This is a genomic window from Brucella sp. NBRC 113783, assembly GCF_040372265.1.
GTDB classification, from domain to species: Bacteria; Pseudomonadota; Alphaproteobacteria; order Rhizobiales; family Rhizobiaceae; genus Brucella; species Brucella teleogrylli.
In genome coordinates, this window is the sequence record NZ_BAABRX010000005.1 from 127,379 (window position 1) to 145,938 (window position 18,560).

Below are 18,560 nucleotides of genomic sequence, written 5' to 3' on the forward strand. Positions count from 1 at the left end.
TTTGCCTTTCCCGCCGCGAGGCTGCGATATGCGGATATGGCTTACAAAATCGATGACCTGCCGCTTGAGGAACTTTTCCTTGCCGTGACCAGCGCGACCGCCGCGCTGACACGACTGGACGAGCGGCTGGCGCGTTCGCCCATCTGTGATGGATTGAAACGGCGCATGCATATGCAGGACGCCGTCTCCTCCATGTGGCTGGAAGGCGAACTGGTGCATCTGGAAGACCTGGTGCTCCATGATGCGCTGATGGACAGCCGCACGCCAAGCCATGCCCTCACGGTCGCTCATGCGGTGCTACGTATGCGCCGCCAGATTGCGGGCCGTGCGGCGGGCTGGGCGTTGAGTCCTGCTGGCATGCGGCAGCTCCTGGGGCTTAATCCTGATGTTGCTGAAACACCCGAGCCAGAGCCGTCCGCCCTGTCCGACGATGACGACAGCGATCCGCTGCTTGATGATATCGACGCGCTTCTGGCACGAACGGATGCCCTGTTAAAAGGCGTGACCAGCGAACCCCGCAAGCCGAAACCTTTGCCACGCGATACGCTGATCTATGAAGACGACTGGGACGAGGCCGAGCGTCTGCAGGAATGGCGCGAAATTTTCGATTCAACCCGGCATTTGCCGCCGCTCTTGCGTGCCGCAATCATGCATGACGCCTGGTTTTCCATGCAGGTGGTGCAGCGCTCGTCCTGGATTGGCCGACTGCTGACGGCGTCTTTCCTGAACCAGTCGGGCATCGCCGCCAATCATCTGCCAGCGATCAGTATCGGTTTGCAGACGAAAAAGCCCAATGAACGCCGTTCGCCGAACCGGCTTATGCGGCTCAAGGTTTTTCTGGCGGCAATCGAAGAGGCTTCGGAAGCGGGCATGAAGGAGCATGACCGCCTGATGCTGGCGCGCGAACAGATGCAGCGCAAGCTGAAGGGGCGCCGATCCAATTCGCGTTTGCCGCAATTGATGGAACTGATCCTGAGCAATCCGCTGGTTTCCAGCCAGATGATCGAGAAGGAATTACAGGTCACGCAGCAAGGTGCGTTGAAGCTGATCGGCGAACTCAATCTGCGCGAAATGACCGGGCGAGGCCGCTTTCGCGCCTGGGGCGTTCTGTAGTTCAGGTCAGGCTGCGTCGCTCATACAGTTGTCGCGCAGATGGCTGGCGAACAGCTGGAACTCGTTGCGCCGCGCCGCATTCGCCCGCCACGCCAGCACCAGCGAACGGAAATTGTTCTTCCCCTCATAGGGCACGATGCTGAGATCGGTGCCGCGCGCCACATTGGCCTTGACAGCCAGCTCCGGCAGCAGCGTGACGCCCATGCCAAACTGCACGAGCTGAACCAGTGTCATGATGCTGGTGGCGTGCACATCGCCGCCGGTTTGGGCAGGCTTGGAGCCGATGGCCGCCATCACATGTTCGCGCAGGCAATGGCCGCTTTCGAGCAGCAGGAAAGGCTCATCCAGCAGATCGTCGGCATCGACGCGATCCCGATTGGCAAGCGCATGATCGCGGCGCACGGCCAGGAAAAACGGATCATGCCCGATTTCTGCCATTTCGAACTCATCGAGGTCATAGGGGTGGGCCACAAGCGCGACGTCCAGCGTGCCGGAGCGCAGGCTTTCCAGCAGGCTGCGGGTCAGCCCTTCACGCACGGTCAGTTGCAACTCGGGAAACGCCTTGGCCGTCGCGGGCAGGACTTTCGGCAGGAAAAACGGCGCGATGGACGGAATGACGCCAAGCCGCAGGCGCGTGGTCAACGGTCGTTCGGCCTGCCGGGCATGTTCGGGCAGTTCTTCGATCCGCGCAACGATATCACGTGCACGGGCCAGAAAATCCTCGCCAGCGGGCAAGAGTTGCATGCGCCGGCCCGTCCGGTCGATCAATGTAACGCCCAGTTCCGCTTCCAACGCCTGAATGGCAGCGCTCAATGTGGACTGGGTGACGCCCACGGCTTCAGCGGCGCGCGAAAACGAACCTGCCTGTACAAGCGATAGAAAATAGTGGAGCTGGCGAACGCTGATATTGAGCATGAAATGAAGAGCTTATCGTTATAATCGATATGAACAATCGCTTTAATCGCTTTGACCGATAGTGGTAGGTCGACTATAGATGACTCGCAAGCAGAAAGTTCAGAAAATTCTGAATTTTCTGAATAACTATAGAATTTACAGGCAGGTTTTAAGATGCTCGGTATCGGCGATAAGCTCCCCTCTTTCAAGGTCACCGGTGTAAAGCCCGGTTTCAACCATCATGAAGAAAACGGTGTTTCGGCATTCGAAGAGCTGACGGAAACGAGCTTCGAAGGCAAGTGGAAGGTCATCTTCTTCTATCCGAAGGATTTCACCTTCGTCTGCCCGACTGAAATTGCAGAATTCGCTCGTCTGGCTTCCGATTTTGAAGACCGCGACGCCGTGGTTCTCGGCGGTTCTACCGACAATGAATTCGTGAAGCTCGCATGGCGTCGCGACCACAAGGATCTCGACAAGCTGCCGATCTGGTCGTTTGCCGACACCAATGGCTCGCTGGTTGACGGCCTCGGTGTTCGTTCGCCGGATGGCGTTGCCTATCGCTACACCTTCGTTGTCGATCCAGACAACACGATCCAGCACGTCTACGCAACCAACCTCAATGTTGGCCGCGCTCCGAAGGATACGCTGCGTGTTCTCGACGCTCTGCAGACCGACGAACTGTGCCCTTGCAACCGCGAAGTCGGTGGCGAGACGTTGAAGGCAGCTTAAGCTGTCGCGCACGACCAATCAAAAGGCGGGTTCAGGCCCGCCTTTCTTTTATCCAGCAATAAGCAATAAGAGGGTTCCATGTCGATTGACGACCTGAAGTCAAAAATCCCGGATTTCGCCAAGGATGTCCGCCTCAACCTGTCGTCCATGGCCAGCGACGAAACGCTGACCCCGCAGCAGAAATACGGTCTGTTCGTGGCTTGCGGCATTGCCTCGCGCAATGCGGATGTGCGCAAGGCGCTAACCGCCGAAGCCGCAGGCAAGGTCGACGCATCGGTTGTGCAGGCTGCAAAGTCGGCTGCATCCATCATGGGTATGAACAATGTCTATTACCGCTTCGTGCATCTGGCCTCGAACAAGGACTACCGCACATTGCCAGCCAAGCTGCGCATGAATGTGATCGGCAATCCGGGTGTGGACAAGGTCGATTTCGAACTCTGGTCGCTCGCGGTTTCGGCGATCAATGGTTGCGGCATGTGCATCGACGCGCATGAAGATGTGCTGCGCAAAGCTAACGTGACGACGGAAGTCATCCAGACGGCAGCGCGTTTTGCCGCGATCATCCAGTCGGTGGCGATTGCACTCGAAGCTGCCGACGTCGAGTAGGCTTTCGGCAACGGAAACGAAAAAGCCCGCGTGGATTGCTCCACGCGGGCTTTTGTTTGGCTTTCAAACTTGGCTTTATTTGCCGCGATTGAACGAGATGAAGGCAAAGCCGACCAGCGAGATCAGGGCTGCGACCACCATGTAATAGCCGACATAGTCGAAGCTGTAATGGGTGGCGAGCCACGTCGCGATATAAGGCGCGACCGAAGCGCCGAGAATTCCGGCCAGATTGAAGGTCAGCGATGCGCCGGTGTAGCGTACCGAGGTCGGGAACGGTTCGGCCAGCGCCGCGCCGATCGGACCATAGGTCATGCCCATCAGGCCGAAACCGATGATGAGGAAGGCCAGAACGCCAGCCGTACCGCCCATGAAAAGCGGTGCCATGATCAGGCCGTACAGACCAATCAGAATCGTGACGACGATCATCACCGGGCGCATGCCGTAGCGGTCGGACAGGATAGCCGACAGTGGAATGGTCAGGCCGAAGAACACGACGCCGATCATCTGCAGGACAAGGAATTCTTCACGGCTGTAGCCCAGCGCACGCGTGCCCCAGCCGAGCGAAAACACGGTCATGAGGTAGAAAAGCACGAAGGTTGCAACGGCGGCGATGGTGCCGAGGAACAGGTTCAGCTTGTGCTGCTTGAACAGCGTGGCAACCGGCACTTCAACGCGTTCGGCCTTGTCGATGGCCTTCTGGAATTCCGGCGTTTCAGCGATCTTCAGGCGGATGAAGAGGCCGACCGCGACGAGAATTGCACTGGCGATGAACGGAACGCGCCAGCCAAAGGCGAAGAACTGTTCTTCGGTGAGAACTTCGGCCAGAAACAGGAAAATGCCCGTTGCCAGAATGAAACCGACCGGCGCGCCGAGCTGCGGGAACATGCCGTACCAGGTGCGCTTGCCTTCCGGCGCGTTTTCGGTGGCGAGCAGCACTGCGCCGCCCCATTCACCGCCGAGACCGAGACCCTGGCCGAGACGGCACAGCGCCAGCAGGAGAGCGGCCCAGACGCCGATGGATTCATAGGTCGGCAGGAAGCCGATGGCGACTGTGGAAATGCCCATGGTCATGAGCGCAGCCACGAGCGTTGCCTTGCGACCGATCCTGTCACCGAAGTGACCGAACAGCGCGCCACCAATCGGGCGGGCAAAGAACGCGATAGCAAATGTGGCAAGCGATTGAAGCAGTGCCGAATTACCATCGCTGGCAGGGAAGAACAGATGCGGGAATACAATCACCGCTGCCGTTGCATAAATGTAAAAGTCGAAGAATTCGATCGTAGTGCCGATCATGCTTGCGGCCAGAACACGGCGCGCGGAATTTTGCTGCGGAACAACCGCTTGAGCGACAGTCATTTTCTTATCCGTTTTTGTGGGCTGTTATAATTGGGAGCAGCCTCGATGCGGTTCTTTAAAACCGTGTGATACGGAATCGCAAGCAGAAAAGGGGTTTTGCGTAATTTTATGAACGCGCAACTCTTGTTTTCGAAAGAAAAGTGAAAGTGCGAGCAAAATCATGGGATGTAAGAATAGGCCTTTCAATTGTCACATCGTGTCCCTAGATTCGGGTCGGATCAATAACCGGGCATCAATTCGGATGCGGAGATGCAGTTCGTGAAACAGAACATTGGCGGCAGACGCAATATGTGGGGTCTTTCCTTCCTGCATATGCCGTCGCGCGTGTTGCTGACGGTTTTGTCAGTGCTGTTTCTCGTTTCCACACAGCTTTGTTATGCCATGGCGCATGATACGCCGACGGCAGGCGTTTCTGTCGGCTGTCGTATGAGCGAACAACAATCCGCCGCCAGCGCGATGCCCGCCTCCCACCATGGGGGACAACAGGCACCCATGGATCACGGAGCAAAGGCTCCGGTCGCCTGTGTGATGATGAGTTGCGGCTGTATTGTGCAGTTGAGCGCCGATATTGGCGCATTCGCGCCGTCACAGGATTTTGGTCCTCCGCCACTCGTTGCCGCACTGAGCAGCAATGCCCGCCATGACCTTCTGCGACCTCCAATAACACTTCCGCTTTAATCGCTCAAAACGCTGTCGATCGATCGGCGGCGACAGGATTATTGTCTGGAATTCTATTTGGAGACTTCACTATGCGTGGATTAACTCGCCGCCGCCTGCTCGCGCTTGGCGCGGGCGCGGCAAGCTTCGCCGCTGTTCGCCCTTTGACCGGCTTTGCGCAGGATGCGCATCAGAATATGGGCCACGGCGCCATGGAAATGGCCCCATCGGGCAAGGCGCAGAGCCTGCCCGTTCCGCCTTTGCTGGAACCCGATGCTTCCGGCGTCGTCCGGCTCAAGATCGGCAAGGGTCGTCATTCCTTCGCGCCGGGCAGCGATGCGGCTTCTGCCGGTATCAACGGAACCTATCTCGGCCCCGTCGTCCGGCTCAAGAATGGCGAAAACGTAACGCTTGCCGTCGAAAACGATATGGACGAGGAGACGACCCTGCATTGGCACGGGCTGTTCGTTCCGTCGAACCTTGACGGTGGGCCGCACAATCTTGTTCCAGCGGGAGGGCGTTGGGAACCGAAAGTGTCGGTCAACCAACCGGCTTCGTTCAACTGGTTTCACCCGCATCTGCACGGCGGCACCGCCCGTCAGGCGCATATGGGCATTGCCGGGTTGATGATCGTCAGCGACGGCAAGGATGCCGAGCGAGGCCTGCCGGAAACCTATGGTGTGGACGATATTCCGCTGGTACTTCAGGACCGCCGTGTCATCGAAGGCGACAAGGTCTATCAGCCTGACATCATGGATCTGATGCACGGTTTTCGCGGGAACCGGCTGATCGTCAATGGCGTCATCTCGCCGGAAGCGAAGGTGCCCGCGGCAGTGGTGCGCCTGCGCATTCTCAACGGTGCCAATGCGCGCAACTTCTATCTGCGTTTCAGCGATAATCGTCCGCTGTATGTGTTTGCTTCCGATGGCGGCTTTACCGGCAAGCCGGAAGCCGTCGAACGGCTGACGATCAGCCCCGGTGAACGCTATGAGGCGCTCGTCGATTTTTCGACGGGAGGCGAAAGCGTCGAACTTCTGACCGCAAGCGATGACAGCGGCGGCGACGGCCAGATGCTGATGCGGTTCAGCGTCGATAGCGCGCTTAAGGGAGGGGTCAAGGACATTCCGGCGAGTCTTGAAGCACCGGAAGCGCCAGACCCCGACAAATCGGTGCGCAGGCGTTCATTCTTCTTTGATGAGCGCATGGCTGAAAATATGAAGCTGATGATGCAAAAGCCTGCCGCAGACCCCCATGCTGGCCACAGGATGGGCCCGATGGATATGGGCGCCATGCAGGGCGGGGAGATGGACCACGACATGATGCATGGTAGCCGTTCATCCGCTGAGGCCGGTCCGGCGCTGGATGCGATGACGTCCGGTGTGCGCATGGCGATTGCGGGCGAACCTTTCGACATGAAGCGTATCGATGTGGAGGCCAGGCTGGGCTCATGGGAAATATGGGAACTGACCACGAAGGAAATGGCGCATCCGTTCCATATCCACGGTGCCTCTTTCCGTATTCTGACGTTGAACGGCAAGGCTCCGCCCGCCCATCAGTCGGGTTGGAAGGACACAGCGCTGATTGATGGCAAGGCAGAGCTTCTGGTGCACTTCGATCGTGAAGCGGTGCGCAGTCATTCATTCATGTTCCATTGTCATGTGCTGGAGCATGAAGATGTCGGCATGATGGGGCAGTTTGTAACTGTCTGATCGGATATTTGATTGCGCGGCGGAACACTGCCGCGCAATCTTTTGCAAACTTTATAAACCGAACAATTTGTCGATCCATACGTTAGTTTTTATCCCGAAACGAATTTGAGGATGGAGGAGACGATGCGCAGCTTGATTTTAGGTTCGTTACTGGCGCTTGCGACTGTGCCCGCCTTTGCGGACGACGTCAGCGTGAAAATGTTCGAGGCGCTACCAACAGGGCAGGGCAAGGAACTCGGCACGATTACGATTTCGCAAACCGCTGATGGCCTGCAGTTTACACCCAATTTGCAGGGCATAGCAGCGGGGGAACATGGTTTCCATGTCCATGAAAAGGGAAGCTGCGCACCGGCGGAAAAGGACGGCAAGACCGCTCCCGCAGAGGCGGCTGGCGGCCATTATGACCCCGGCCATACCAAGCATCACATGGGGCCTGAGGGCGAGGGCCATATGGGCGACCTGCCGCTGTTGAAGGCCGACGCGGACGGCAAGGTTACGGGTAGCGTGGTTTCGCCGCGTCTCAAATCGCTGGATGAAATCAAAGGTCGCGCACTGATGGTCCATGTTGGCGGCGATAATTATGCGGATAAACCGAAGCCGCTTGGCGGTGGCGGCGCGCGCTTCGCCTGCGGCGTGATTGAATAACTCGCGCCGAATTCCCCGGAGCTGTCAGCTCCGGGGAAAGCATATTGGGCTTAGCCCCAGGTTTCGATGCGCAGTTTTGACCCATCGGAAAAGCGGGAAATATGGAACGGCGATGGATCGACCACAGGCGTTTCACCGCTCACCATATCCGCAACCAGACGGCCAGCGCCGGGGCCGATGCCGAAGCCGTGGCCGGAGAAGCCGGTCGCAACGATAAGGCCCTCAACGCCCGGAATCGGGGAAATGGTCGGAATGATATCCGGCATGGTGTCGATCAAGCCCGCCCATTCCTGTGCAATCGAGACGGAAGCAAAGGCGGGGATCGCCTGTTTCAGCTTCGACAGAATTGCTGCATTGGCGGCCCGGTGCGGTTCGGGGTCGAGCGTGCGGATTCTCTCGAAGACCGAGACCTGATCGGCGGGGCGCAGCTTCCACTGGAAGGCTTCCTCGAAGAAGCGCTTTCCGAAACGGAAGCGCACATTGAACCACTCTCCACTCGATAGCGAAGGGATAAAATCTTTCAGATAGCGGAAGCTGTCGGGAACGATATCGGCAATCGAGCCACCGAGGCTCGCGACCGTATAGCCGCCGTCCATCCGCTTGCGCAGCGCGAAATCCGAATAGGCAATGGCAGGTTCCACACCGGCATCAATCGGTGTGGTGCGGAAAACCGACGAGCGAACTTTGAGCTGCGGCAGGCGGGCATTGAATTCCGAAATGATCAGGCGCGACCATGCGCCACCAGCCACAACGACCGCCTCACAACGCACGCGGCCCTTTTCCGTCAGAACGGCAGTCACGCGGCCATTGGTCGTTTCGATGCCGCGTACCGCGCAATTCTGCATGATGACGGCACCGTCTTCCTGCGCCTTGGCGGCAAAGGCTGGCACAGCCTTTTGCGGCTCTGCGCGACCGTCAAGCGGCGTGATCATGCCGCCAGCAAGGCGACGGGTCAGGCCCGGAGCCAGCGCTTCGGCCTGCTGGCTGTTCAGAATGTCGGTTTCAATGCCATGCTCGCGGGCAGCGGCAATCCATTGTTCATAGAGCGCCATCTGTTCGGCTTTTTCAGCCGCATAGGCAATGCCGGTCACACGGAAGCCGGTTTCGCGGCCCGTGCGCTCGTTCATTCCGTCCCAAAGCCGCATGCTTTCGACGATCAGCGGCATTTCACGGGTATCGCGGCCCGTGCGGCGGCACCAGCCCCAGTTGCGGCTGGACTGTTCGCCTGCGATTTCACCCTTTTCGAACAGGGCGACCGGGATGCCGCGTTCGGCCAGAAACAGGGCGGTGGAAACACCGATGACGCCGCCGCCGATAATGGCGATTTTCGTTTCTTGCGGCAGGCGTTCGGCTGTCGCGACCTTGTCCGTGACGGGCCCCATGGTCATTCTCCTAAGGTATGATAAGGCATGCGGAAAGCTTGCGGAACATGCTCCGCTTTTTGCTTGCAATCAACCAAGTTGATACCCAAAGCAATATCGAAATCCGAAAAAGATGGGGCCGCTATCCGGTTCTTGAGGAATTCTGTCCTGTTTTGGTGGCGAAGCCGCTAAACACGCTTTATAGCGAGGGAATGGACAAGGGGATTCCGGTCAGGCATGGACGTGCGAAATCAGGTTGAGCAATTGCAGGAAGAGGCCAGTGCATCCGGTCCGGCTCTGACGCTTTCCAGCGTTACCCGCCAGTTTGGCCCTGTCCTTGCGCTCAACAATGTGTCGCTTGACGTGCAGGCCGGTGAAATCATCTGTCTCGTGGGCCATTCCGGCTGCGGCAAGACCTCCATGCTGCGCATTATCGCCGGTATCGACGCGCCCGATGGCGGCTTGCTGACCATGGGCGGCAATGTGCTCGCCTCTCCAACCACATTCGTCGAACCCGATAAGCGCAATATCGGCGTGGTCTTTCAGGATTATGCGCTGTTTCCGCATCTGAGCGTTCGCGACAATGTCATGTTCGGTCTGCGCAAGATGCGCCGCGATTTGGCTGAGGGCCGCGTGCGCGAACTGCTTGAACTTGTGGGCCTGTCGCATATGGCCGACCGCTATCCGCACATGTTGTCGGGCGGCGAGCAGCAGCGCGTGGCGCTGATCCGCGCGCTGGCGCCAAAGCCGCATCTTTTGTTGATGGACGAGCCGTTTTCCAATCTCGACCGGGGCCTGCGGGCAAAGGTGCGCCGCGAGACGGTCGGCCTGTTGCGGGCGCTTGGCACCACGGCAATTATCGTGACGCATGAGGCGGAAGAAGCGCTTTCGACCGGAGACCGCGTTGTGCTGATGCGTTCGGGCGAGATCGTTCAAAGCGGCACCGCGCGTGATCTTCATGATCGTCCTGAAAGCCGCTATGCCGCAGACTTCTTTTGCGATTTCAACGTCATTCCGGGTGTGGTGCAGAGCAATGCGGTGGAAACTGTTTACGGCAATTTCAAAGCGCCGCAAGCGCTGCAATCCGTGAAAGACGTGTCCGTCTATCTGCGTCCTGCCGATCTGCATATCGTCGCGGATGATGAGGCTGATCCCACCGATCTGCGCTGCCTGATCGAGATGCGCACCTTTCTGGGTGAAACGGAGGAACTGGTGCTCCATGCCGACGCCGCGCCGCTGCGTTTACGCCTGCGCACGCCGGTCCATGTGCCGAATACGGTCAATCACGTGTTTGTTCGTTTCGACCGCGACAAGGCCTTGATCTTCCACAGCTGATTCCAATTGGTTCGCATTTGCGTGGCAGGGCGATTGACCGGGCCAGAAACTGCTCATATAAGTTGATTGCATAACTCATCATTTTATTTGGAACCATTCCAAACGGAGGTAAAATGCCTATTTTCGCGCGTGCCAGCCTTGCTCTCGTTGCAGCGACTTTTCTATCTGGAACTGCTTCCGCCAATGAGGTGAATATCTACACGACGCGCGAACCGGGCCTCATTCAGCCTCTGCTGGACGCATTCAAGGCTTCGACGGGCATCACGGTCAACACCGTGTTCTTGAAGGATGGTCTGGCCGAGCGCGTCGCATCGGAAGGCGCAAGCTCTCCTGCCGATATTCTGATGACGGTCGATGCGGGCAATCTCGTTGATCTCGCAGAAAAGGGGCTGACCCAGCCGGTCGAATCCAAGACCCTGAACGAAGCCGTGCCGGAGCAGCTTCGTGACGCCAAGGGCAACTGGTATGCCCTGTCGCTGCGCGCCCGCGTGGTTTATGCGTCGAAGGATCTGGAACTCGACGCCATCAATTATGAAGACCTGTCCGATCCGAAGTGGAAGGGCAAGATCTGCATCCGCTCCGGTCAGCATCCTTACAACACCGCGCTTTTCGCCGATTACATCGCCCATTACGGCGCTGAAAAGACCGAAGCCTGGCTGACCGGCCTGAAGGCCAATCTGGCCCGCAAGGCTGCCGGTGGTGACCGCGATGGCGCCAAGGATATTGTCGGCGGAATTTGCGATATCGCCGTTGCCAATTCCTATTATGTCGGCCTGATGCGTTCGGGTAAGGGCGGCGATGAGCAGAAGGGCTGGGGCGAGGGCATCAAGGTCATCCTCCCGACTTTCAAGGATGGCGGCACGCAGGTCAATATCAGCGGCGCAGCCGTGGCCAAGAATGCCCCGCATAAGGAAGAGGCTGTCAAGCTTCTCGAATATCTGGTTTCCGACGAAGCGCAGAAGATTTATGCCGAGGCCAATTACGAATATCCGGTGAAGCCGGGCGCTCCGGTCGATGCGATTGTAAAGTCGTTTGGCGAATTGAATATCGACAAGGTTCCGCTGACCCAAATCGTCAGCCATCGCAAGGAAGCCAGCGAACTGGTTGATAAGGTTGGTTTCGACAACTAAAACCAGAATGACAGTATGAACAAAGCGCCGGTGCTTCATGCGCCGGCGTTTCAGTATAACGAGCACAATGACACCTATGCCCGCCACAGCACGACGTTCGCTTTTCCGGCCTGCAAGGGCGGGGCGCGTCTGGCTTTGGGCTTCAGCGGTGATTGCGCTTCTTGTTTTCCTGCCGGTTCTGGCGCTCGCTCGCGAAGCTTTGCAGGGTTCGGCAGGCCTGTGGCAGCATCTGTTCGCGACATTGTTGCCGACAGCCTTTGCCGATACGATCATTCTTCTGCTTGGCGTCGGCTTCATTGCCGCGCTCGTCGGGACGTCGATGGCGTGGCTGGTGACAGCCTATGATTTTCGCGGGCGCGGTATTCTGGAATGGGCGCTGCTGCTGCCGCTGGCGGTGCCGACCTATATCGTCGCCTATACCTATCTGGACATTCTTCATCCGATAGGGCCGGTGCAGGGCGCAATTCGCTATATTTTGGGCTTTGATAGCCCGCGCCAGTTCCGCTTGCCGGATATTCGCTCGATGACCGGCTGCATTCTGCTGCTGGGCTTCGTGCTCTATCCTTATGTTTATATCCCGACCCGGGCGATGTTTCTGACGCAGTCGGCGAGCCTCATGGATGCCGCACGAACCCTTGGCGTCAGTCGCCGCGGCATTTTCTGGCGGGTGGCGTTGCCGCTGGCGCGTCCCGCTGTTGCCGTTGGTGTCAGCCTCGCCTTGATGGAAACGCTGAACGATGTGGGCGCGGCTGAGTTTCTCGGCGTTCGCACGCTGACCGTATCGATCTACACGACATGGATCACGCGATCCGATCTGCCGGGCGCGGCACAGCTGGCGCTGGCTTTGCTGCTGATCGTGGTGGCGCTGGTGTCGCTGGAGCGTTGGGCGCGGCGCAAACAGCGCTTTGCTTCCAACATCCGCCATTCGCGCGGTTTTGAACCATCGAAGGTTTCAGCAGCCAGAGGGCTGGGGCTGTTTGCTATCGGGTCTTTGCCGGTGGTCATCGGCTTTGTCGGACCGGCGCTCTATCTGCTTATCGAAGCAATCAAGCGCGCCCGCTTCGCAGGCATATCGCCGCGTCTTGCCGGGGAGGCGGTCAACACGCTGCTGCTGGCCTCGATTGCGACAGCGATTGTGCTGGTCTGTGGCATGGCGGTTGCTTATGCGGTGCGTCTGTTTCCAGGCGCTTCCTCCCGCTGGTTCTATCGCCTGTCGACCATGGGCTATGCCGCCCCCGGTACGGTGATTGCCATTGGTATTCTCGTCGTTTCGGGCAGCTTCGATCATGTGTTCAACCAACTGGCCGGGTATCTTCTCGGCGTTCCCGCCGGTCTGATCCTGATCGGTTCGGGTGCCGCTGTGGTTTATGCCTATGGGGTGCGGTTTATGGCCATCGCCGCTGGCGGCATCGATGCCGGGCTGGAGCGCATTCCGCTGTCGCTCGATCATGCATCGCGCACGCTTGGACGAAGCGTGACGGCGACATTCCGCTCCGTGCATCTGCCGCTCTCCAGAACGGCAATTGTTGCAGCCGGATTGCTGGTTTTCGTGGACTGTGTGAAGGAGCTGCCCGCGACTTTGCTTCTCCGCCCGCTCAATATGGAAACTTTCGCGACGCATCTTTACGGCGAAGCCGCCCGCGGTACATATGAAGAAGCGTCGATTGCCGCACTTGCCATTGTGGTGATCGGTATTGTGCCGGTTATCCTGCTTGCGCGGGTAGGCCGTAGGACTGTCGATTCCGCGCGTCAATATTAAAATTGTCTAATATAGTAAGTGTCTTAAGTATAGACCTTATACCCTGGTATCGCTTGGCTTTTATGCTCGAATTTATGATTGCTTAAGTAGTGTAGGCTAAAGAAAATCCTGTTATATAATAAAACTACCAATATGCTTCGGTCAGGGCCGACGCGGCCTTGCGCGAATGAGAGCGGGGGCGTGACGTGTTCAAAGTTATCGAATGCATATCCGTACAGCACGACAGATCTATCGTCATCCTGGCCGCCCTCATTTCCTTCATAGGTGTCTTTGCGTTTTTTCTTCTGCTGGCGAGAGCGGGCGAATGCGCCGATCATCGCCGTGACAGCTGGCTCGCAACCGCTGCCTTTGCAGGCGGCTTGAGCGTCTGGGCAACGCATTTCGTTGCGATGCTCGCCTATCAGGGCACGGTGGCGATCGAGTTTGACCTCATCATCACGACGCTTTCAGCTGTGATTGCCATTGCCGGTTTCTGGGTCATACTTCGCTTGCTCAATTTCGACAGCGTCAAGGCAAACCTGTTTGCAGGATTTTGTGGCGCGCTGGTGATCGCCGCAATGCATTTCACCGGCATGGCCGCAATCCGGGCTGCTGCGACAGTCCAGTTTGATGCAGTGCCTATCATCGTCGGCGCGGTTGTCTCCACCCTGTTGCTGGCTGGCGCTTTCGAGGTGATGCGTCTCTCAGGCCGTTGGATGCGCATTTCCCTTGCCACGGTTCTCGGCGTCGGCTCGATCTGCGTCCTGCATTTCACCACCATGTCGTCCAGCACTTTGATACCCGATCCAAGCCTGCCTGCGGCTGATCCGCTGGGTACGGGCCGCATGTGGATCGTCGGCGCTGTGGCGACGGTCTCTTGCTTCATCGCGTTCATGACTGTCGCTGCCGTATTCATCGACCGTTACATGACGGATTTGAAGGGCTTTGCCAATGCGACGCTGGACGGGCTTGCCGTCATCCGCGACGACCGGATCGTCGAAGTGAATGCGCGCTTTTCGCGTTTGATGAACAGCACTGAAAAGGCGCTGATCGGGCGTTCGCCAGAGGATTTGCTGCTGACGGCAGATGGTCTGCCCGCCGCCGCGCCGCGCACGGCTGCGGTCGAGGCGACTCCCCGGCAGGAAAATGACGAGCGGATTTTCGAACTCGCCGTCCACACGATTGAATATCAGGGCAAGGCCTGTGAAGTGCTCGCCGTGCGAGACCTGACGGAAAAGCACGCCGCGCAGCGTCAGATCGAGCATATGGCGAACCATGATGCGCTGACCGATCTTCCCAATCGCGCCTTTTTCGAACAGCGCCTGTCCAATGCCGTAGGCGGACGCTCGCAGCAGCGTTGCGCCGTCTTCGCGCTCGATCTCGACCGGTTCAAGGCGGTGAACGATATTTTCGGTCATGCGCAGGGCGACCGGGTGTTGAAAACCGTTGCCAATATTCTGCGGCGCACGATTAGCGGCGTCGATACGGCGGCGCGCATTGGCGGCGACGAGTTCGTGATCCTGCAGGTCGGCGTGCCGCAGCCTTCAGGCGCGCGCAAGCTTGCCGAGCGGATATTGGACGAATTTAAAAAGGAAATGAATATGATCGCCGATCAGACGGCGGTGGGCGTCAGTATCGGTGTTGCGATCTATCCGACCGATGGCCGTGATGCCGAAACGCTCCGCCACGCTGCCGACGTCGCGCTTTACCGCGCAAAGACTAGCGGCAAGGGCATGGTTGCGTTCTATTCGCCGGAAATGGATCGCGAGATTACCGAGCGGCGGCAGCTGGAAGCCGATCTGCGGCAGGCCATGTCGCGCGGTCAGATAACAATCGCCTACCAGCCGCTGATCGGAACCGCCGACGGTTCCTGCAAGGGCTACGAAGCGCTGTTGCGCTGGACGCATCCGGAGCGCGGAACCATTCCGCCGGAAGTGTTCATTCCGATTGCCGAGGAAACCGGTGTCATTATCGCCCTTGGCGAATGGGTGCTGCGGGAAGCATGCCGGACGGCAGCAAGCTGGGACCGGCACCTGACGGTCGCCGTCAATGTGTCTCCGATCCAGTTTCGCCTGACCAATCTGCCTGAGACAGTCGCCGCCATTCTGGATGAAACCGGACTTGAGGCCTATCGGCTGGAACTTGAAGTTACGGAAGCGGCACTCATCAAGGACAGGCCCACCACGCTGGAACTGCTGCGCCGGATCAAGAAACTGGGCGTGCGCATCGTGATGGACGATTTCGGCACCGGCTATTCCTCGCTGAACAACCTCCAGAGCTTCCCATTCGACAAGATCAAGATCGACCGCAGCTTCATCAATACGATGGAAACCGATGTCAGTTCCCACGCGATTGTGCGGGCAATTGTCGGGCTTGGGCGCAGTCTCGATCTGCCCGTCGTAGCGGAAGGTATCGAAAATTTTCATCAGCACCGCATGGTGATCGAAGAGGGCTGCGCACAGGTGCAGGGTTTCCTGTTCGGGCGCCCCGCACAGGCGCCAGGCATGGCCGACCCGTCAGAAATTGTTCCCTACAAGAAATTTGTGGACAAATAAAACGTTCCGCCTTGCTTGCTGCGGCGAATAAAGTGGAGCTTCGGAAGCGGCTCCCGGGCTCTCTATACTCTGCCAAATTGTTACAAGGCTGTTACATGACAGTCGCGCGATGTGCTTTCAGGGCGCGTCCGGCGGCCTGCGCGTCGGTAGCGCCAAGACAAATAATCCAAGACTATCAAAGGGGTTGCCACAGCACCCGTATCGGAGGGGAGCGGGGATAGTATAATGTTTTCAACACGATATTTCGCGTGATCGCAATAATATGTGAATTTATTACAAGGAGCTTTCCGTGCTTCTAACACGTTGAAGCCACAAATTGACAGCTCAATGGGGCTGAAGCATCGGGCAAGAAACGACATCGTTTTGGAAAGCACGGTGTAAAGGAAAGTAAACAATACCTTCGATCCGGAAGGAAAAGCCATGTGGCGGCTTTTGACCTGACGTATCGCGGCTTAAGTTGGATGATAGATACAATGCTTACTTCGCAGCAATGGCTCCCGGTCGAATTGCTCAACATCGGGCTGGCCGCGGCTCTTTTCTTCGCCTGCCTTGTCCACTCTCTGTGGAAGGCGGTCTTCGATGAACTCAATCCGGTTTTCTGGCGCCGCACGGCTGCCCTTTTGTGGGCTGGTGTCGTGGTCGTCGCGCTGAGCGGCGGGCTGGACAGCTTCAACTGGGTACAGGCAATCGGCTGGATGCTCGTCGCCGGTGGCGTTGCCGCAACGGTGGTTCGCGCCGGTCTTTCCTATTATCGCCAGTATTGCGCGCAGAACCCGCAGGGTGTCTTCGGTCGTCGCACGCGGCTTTCGGGACGGTGAGCCTTATGTTTGCAAGAACCGAAACAATGCCCTTGCGGCAACACCGCCCTTATAGCCTGCGCTCGTTCTTTATCCGCGCTTTTGGCTCTGCACGATCCCGTAAATATTCGTAGAACGGGCGCCGGAGCGGCAATAGGCGAAGAACGGCCCTTCTGCCTCGTCAAGCGCCGCCGCCATGGCATGGACATCATCCTGCGTCAGCTGGCCGCCAACCACCGGAATGTAATAGGTGGCGAGGCCAGCTTTCTCTGCAACACGCGCAATTTCTGCAAAATCCGGCTGTTCCGGGCCGCCTTCGCCATCGGGACGGTTGCAGATGATCGTCTGAAAGCCTTCTGCCGCAATGTCGCGTACGTCATCGGGCGAAATCTGGCCCGAGACTGAGTAATTATCGTCGATCTGGCGAATATCCATTTTATCCTCGCTATCGGCGCTGCCTTTCATACACAATATATTCGGGCGATGGCCGAAATACTTGTGCTGCATGCCTGTTCGCTGGCACCATACATAAAACCCGATATGATGCTACAGCAAACTGTAGCAATGTGTCGGGATGCGCAAACAGCAGGCAAGAGAAATGACAATACCCAAGATCAGTCAGGATGTGGTGCGCCTCGCACATCGCGTTTCGGGCTTCCAGGAAGGGCACCGCGCCGTGCCCGAGGAAGTGCCGGTCGCGATGAGCTACAACGGCTCCACACAGGCTGTCATGATGGCGACCCCATCCGATCTGGAGGATTTCGCGGTCGGGTTCAGTCTGACCGAAGGTATTATCGACGATGCCGGCCAGATTGAAAGCATCGAGCTTGTCGCATTCGCGGAAGGCGTGGATGTGCAGATGCGCCTTGCTGAATTGCCGGAACAGCGGCTGGCGGCGCGTCGCCGTTTCATGGCTGGCCCGGTTGGCTGCGGACTATGCGGCATCGATTCCATCGAACAGGCCTTGCGCCCGGTGAAGCCGCTCGCGGTGGACGGCTACCGTTTTTCGGCGAGCACCATTGCCATCGCGATGGCGGCACTCGGGCGTGAACAACAATTGAATGCGATCACCCATTCGGTTCACGCAGCTGGTTTCTACACACCGCAGCAGGGATTGATTGCTGCGCGTGAGGATGTTGGCCGGCATAATGCGCTGGACAAGCTCGTTGGCGCTCTGGCGCGTAGCGAGTTCGCAACCGGATGCGGCATAACCGTGATCACGAGCCGGGTATCCGTTGAAATGGTGCAAAAGGCAGTGAAGCTTGGCGCGCCGGTTCTTGCGGCTATTTCAGCGCCCACGGCACTCGCCATTCGCACGGCACAGGAGGCCAATCTCACTCTGGTCGCCATCGTGCGCGGCGAAGAATTCGATATCTACACCCATGGCGAGCGTATTGTGGTCGACTGAGATACGGCCCCGCATGGCGGGGCCGTTCCTGTGAGCGATCAAACCAATGCGGCGATACGGCTGTGTTCGCCGACGATCTGCAAGGCCGCGTGAGCGGCTTCGACACCCTTCACCTTGAAATGGTTGAAGAAGAAGTCGTGATGCTCCTTGCTGTCATGGAAATGATGCGGGGTCAGAACGACGCTCAGCACCGGCACTTCGGTTTCCAGCTGCACCTGCATCATGCCGTTGATGACGGCAGTGGCCACGAAATCATGGCGATAGATGCCGCCATCGATGACGAATGCGGAGCCGACGATGGCTGCATACTGGCCGGTCTTGGCAAGCGTCTTGGCATGAAGCGGAATTTCGTAAGCGCCGGGAACATCGAAGACGTCCACTTCGACATTGGTGCCGGTTTGGGCGGCGAGTTCCGCGATAAAGCTCTTGCGGGCTTCGTCGACAATGTCGGCGTGCCAGCGGGCCTGAATGAATGCAACTTTGAAGGAAGTCTTGTTCGGATAGCTCTGGTTCATAGGTTCCTCAAG

The 18,560-nt window shown here is 58.1% G+C and carries 17 protein-coding genes; 12 read left to right on the top strand and 5 right to left on the bottom strand.

Going from position 1 to position 18,560, the window contains the following annotated elements; all coding sequences use genetic code 11:
• Window positions 1-36 precede the first annotated feature (36 nt).
• Window positions 37-1,113 carry an RHE_PE00001 family protein gene (locus ABWW11_RS16695; RefSeq protein ID WP_109367202.1) on the top strand — a complete coding sequence of 359 codons (1,077 nt, stop codon included), beginning with the start codon at window positions 37-39 and terminating at the stop codon, window positions 1,111-1,113.
• A 6-nt stretch (window positions 1,114-1,119) separates the two neighbouring features.
• On the opposite strand, the gene ABWW11_RS16700 is transcribed toward ABWW11_RS16695, so the two are convergent.
• Window positions 1,120-2,028, bottom strand: a complete 909-nt coding sequence (locus tag ABWW11_RS16700) for a hydrogen peroxide-inducible genes activator (protein WP_109367203.1) — start codon at window positions 2,026-2,028, stop codon at window positions 1,120-1,122.
• A 153-nt stretch (window positions 2,029-2,181) separates the two neighbouring features.
• Here ABWW11_RS16700 and ABWW11_RS16705 point away from each other — a divergent pair, with 153 nt between their 5' ends.
• Both ABWW11_RS16705 and ahpD read left to right on the top strand, forming a co-directional pair.
• Window positions 2,182-2,736 carry a peroxiredoxin gene (locus ABWW11_RS16705; protein ID WP_109367204.1) on the top strand — a complete coding sequence of 185 codons (555 nt, stop codon included), beginning with the start codon at window positions 2,182-2,184 and terminating at the stop codon, window positions 2,734-2,736.
• A gap of 78 nt (window positions 2,737-2,814) precedes the next feature.
• Window positions 2,815-3,342 (top strand): alkylhydroperoxidase, AhpD family, encoded by a 528-nt coding sequence (gene ahpD, locus ABWW11_RS16710; protein WP_109367205.1) that lies wholly within the window; start codon window positions 2,815-2,817, stop codon window positions 3,340-3,342.
• A gap of 75 nt (window positions 3,343-3,417) precedes the next feature.
• Here the strand turns inward: ahpD and ABWW11_RS16715 are convergent, their stop codons facing one another.
• On the bottom strand, window positions 3,418-4,698 hold the full coding sequence (locus ABWW11_RS16715) for an MFS transporter (protein WP_109367206.1): 1,281 nt from the start codon (window positions 4,696-4,698) through the stop codon (window positions 3,418-3,420).
• Window positions 4,699-4,947: 249 nt separating this feature from the next.
• Between ABWW11_RS16715 and ABWW11_RS16720 the strand changes: the two genes are divergently transcribed.
• The 3 genes from ABWW11_RS16720 (at window position 4,948) to sodC (ending at window position 7,709) form a co-directional block, all read left to right on the top strand.
• Complete coding sequence (locus ABWW11_RS16720; protein WP_109367207.1) at window positions 4,948-5,376, top strand: hypothetical protein; 429 nt, start codon at window positions 4,948-4,950, stop codon at window positions 5,374-5,376.
• 71 nt (window positions 5,377-5,447) lie between these two features.
• On the top strand, window positions 5,448-7,064 hold the full coding sequence (gene cueO / locus ABWW11_RS16725) for a multicopper oxidase CueO (RefSeq protein ID WP_109367208.1): 1,617 nt from the start codon (window positions 5,448-5,450) through the stop codon (window positions 7,062-7,064).
• A 123-nt stretch (window positions 7,065-7,187) separates the two neighbouring features.
• A complete protein-coding gene (gene sodC, locus ABWW11_RS16730; RefSeq protein WP_124915841.1) occupies window positions 7,188-7,709 on the top strand; it encodes a superoxide dismutase family protein in 522 nt (173 codons plus the stop codon).
• A 50-nt stretch (window positions 7,710-7,759) separates the two neighbouring features.
• Here sodC and ABWW11_RS16735 read toward each other — a convergent pair whose 3' ends face one another.
• Entirely contained in the window at window positions 7,760-9,091 is a 1,332-nt protein-coding gene (locus ABWW11_RS16735) for an NAD(P)/FAD-dependent oxidoreductase (RefSeq protein WP_109367210.1), read from the bottom strand.
• Between the two features lie 216 nt (window positions 9,092-9,307).
• Here ABWW11_RS16735 and ABWW11_RS16740 point away from each other — a divergent pair, with 216 nt between their 5' ends.
• From ABWW11_RS16740 to ABWW11_RS16760, 5 genes are all read left to right on the top strand, one after another.
• A complete protein-coding gene (locus ABWW11_RS16740; RefSeq protein ID WP_109367212.1) occupies window positions 9,308-10,405 on the top strand; it encodes an ABC transporter ATP-binding protein in 1,098 nt (365 codons plus the stop codon).
• A 113-nt stretch (window positions 10,406-10,518) separates the two neighbouring features.
• Window positions 10,519-11,535 (top strand): Fe(3+) ABC transporter substrate-binding protein, encoded by a 1,017-nt coding sequence (locus ABWW11_RS16745; protein WP_109367213.1) that lies wholly within the window; start codon window positions 10,519-10,521, stop codon window positions 11,533-11,535.
• A 67-nt stretch (window positions 11,536-11,602) separates the two neighbouring features.
• Window positions 11,603-13,294, top strand: a complete 1,692-nt coding sequence (locus tag ABWW11_RS16750; protein WP_109367214.1) for an ABC transporter permease — start codon at window positions 11,603-11,605, stop codon at window positions 13,292-13,294.
• Between the two features lie 185 nt (window positions 13,295-13,479).
• A complete protein-coding gene (locus ABWW11_RS16755) occupies window positions 13,480-15,828 on the top strand; it encodes a bifunctional diguanylate cyclase/phosphodiesterase (protein WP_109367215.1) in 2,349 nt (782 codons plus the stop codon).
• 473 nt (window positions 15,829-16,301) lie between these two features.
• Window positions 16,302-16,646 (top strand): hypothetical protein, encoded by a 345-nt coding sequence (locus ABWW11_RS16760; protein ID WP_109367216.1) that lies wholly within the window; start codon window positions 16,302-16,304, stop codon window positions 16,644-16,646.
• Window positions 16,647-16,715: 69 nt separating this feature from the next.
• Here the strand turns inward: ABWW11_RS16760 and ABWW11_RS16765 are convergent, their stop codons facing one another.
• On the bottom strand, window positions 16,716-17,060 hold the full coding sequence (locus ABWW11_RS16765) for a protein tyrosine phosphatase family protein (protein WP_109367971.1): 345 nt from the start codon (window positions 17,058-17,060) through the stop codon (window positions 16,716-16,718).
• A gap of 163 nt (window positions 17,061-17,223) precedes the next feature.
• Between ABWW11_RS16765 and fdhD the strand changes: the two genes are divergently transcribed.
• Window positions 17,224-18,033, top strand: a complete 810-nt coding sequence (gene fdhD / locus ABWW11_RS16770; protein ID WP_109367217.1) for a formate dehydrogenase accessory sulfurtransferase FdhD — start codon at window positions 17,224-17,226, stop codon at window positions 18,031-18,033.
• Between the two features lie 38 nt (window positions 18,034-18,071).
• Here fdhD and ABWW11_RS16775 read toward each other — a convergent pair whose 3' ends face one another.
• On the bottom strand, window positions 18,072-18,548 hold the full coding sequence (locus tag ABWW11_RS16775; RefSeq protein ID WP_109367218.1) for a 6,7-dimethyl-8-ribityllumazine synthase: 477 nt from the start codon (window positions 18,546-18,548) through the stop codon (window positions 18,072-18,074).
• Between the last annotated feature and the right edge of the window lie 12 nt (window positions 18,549-18,560).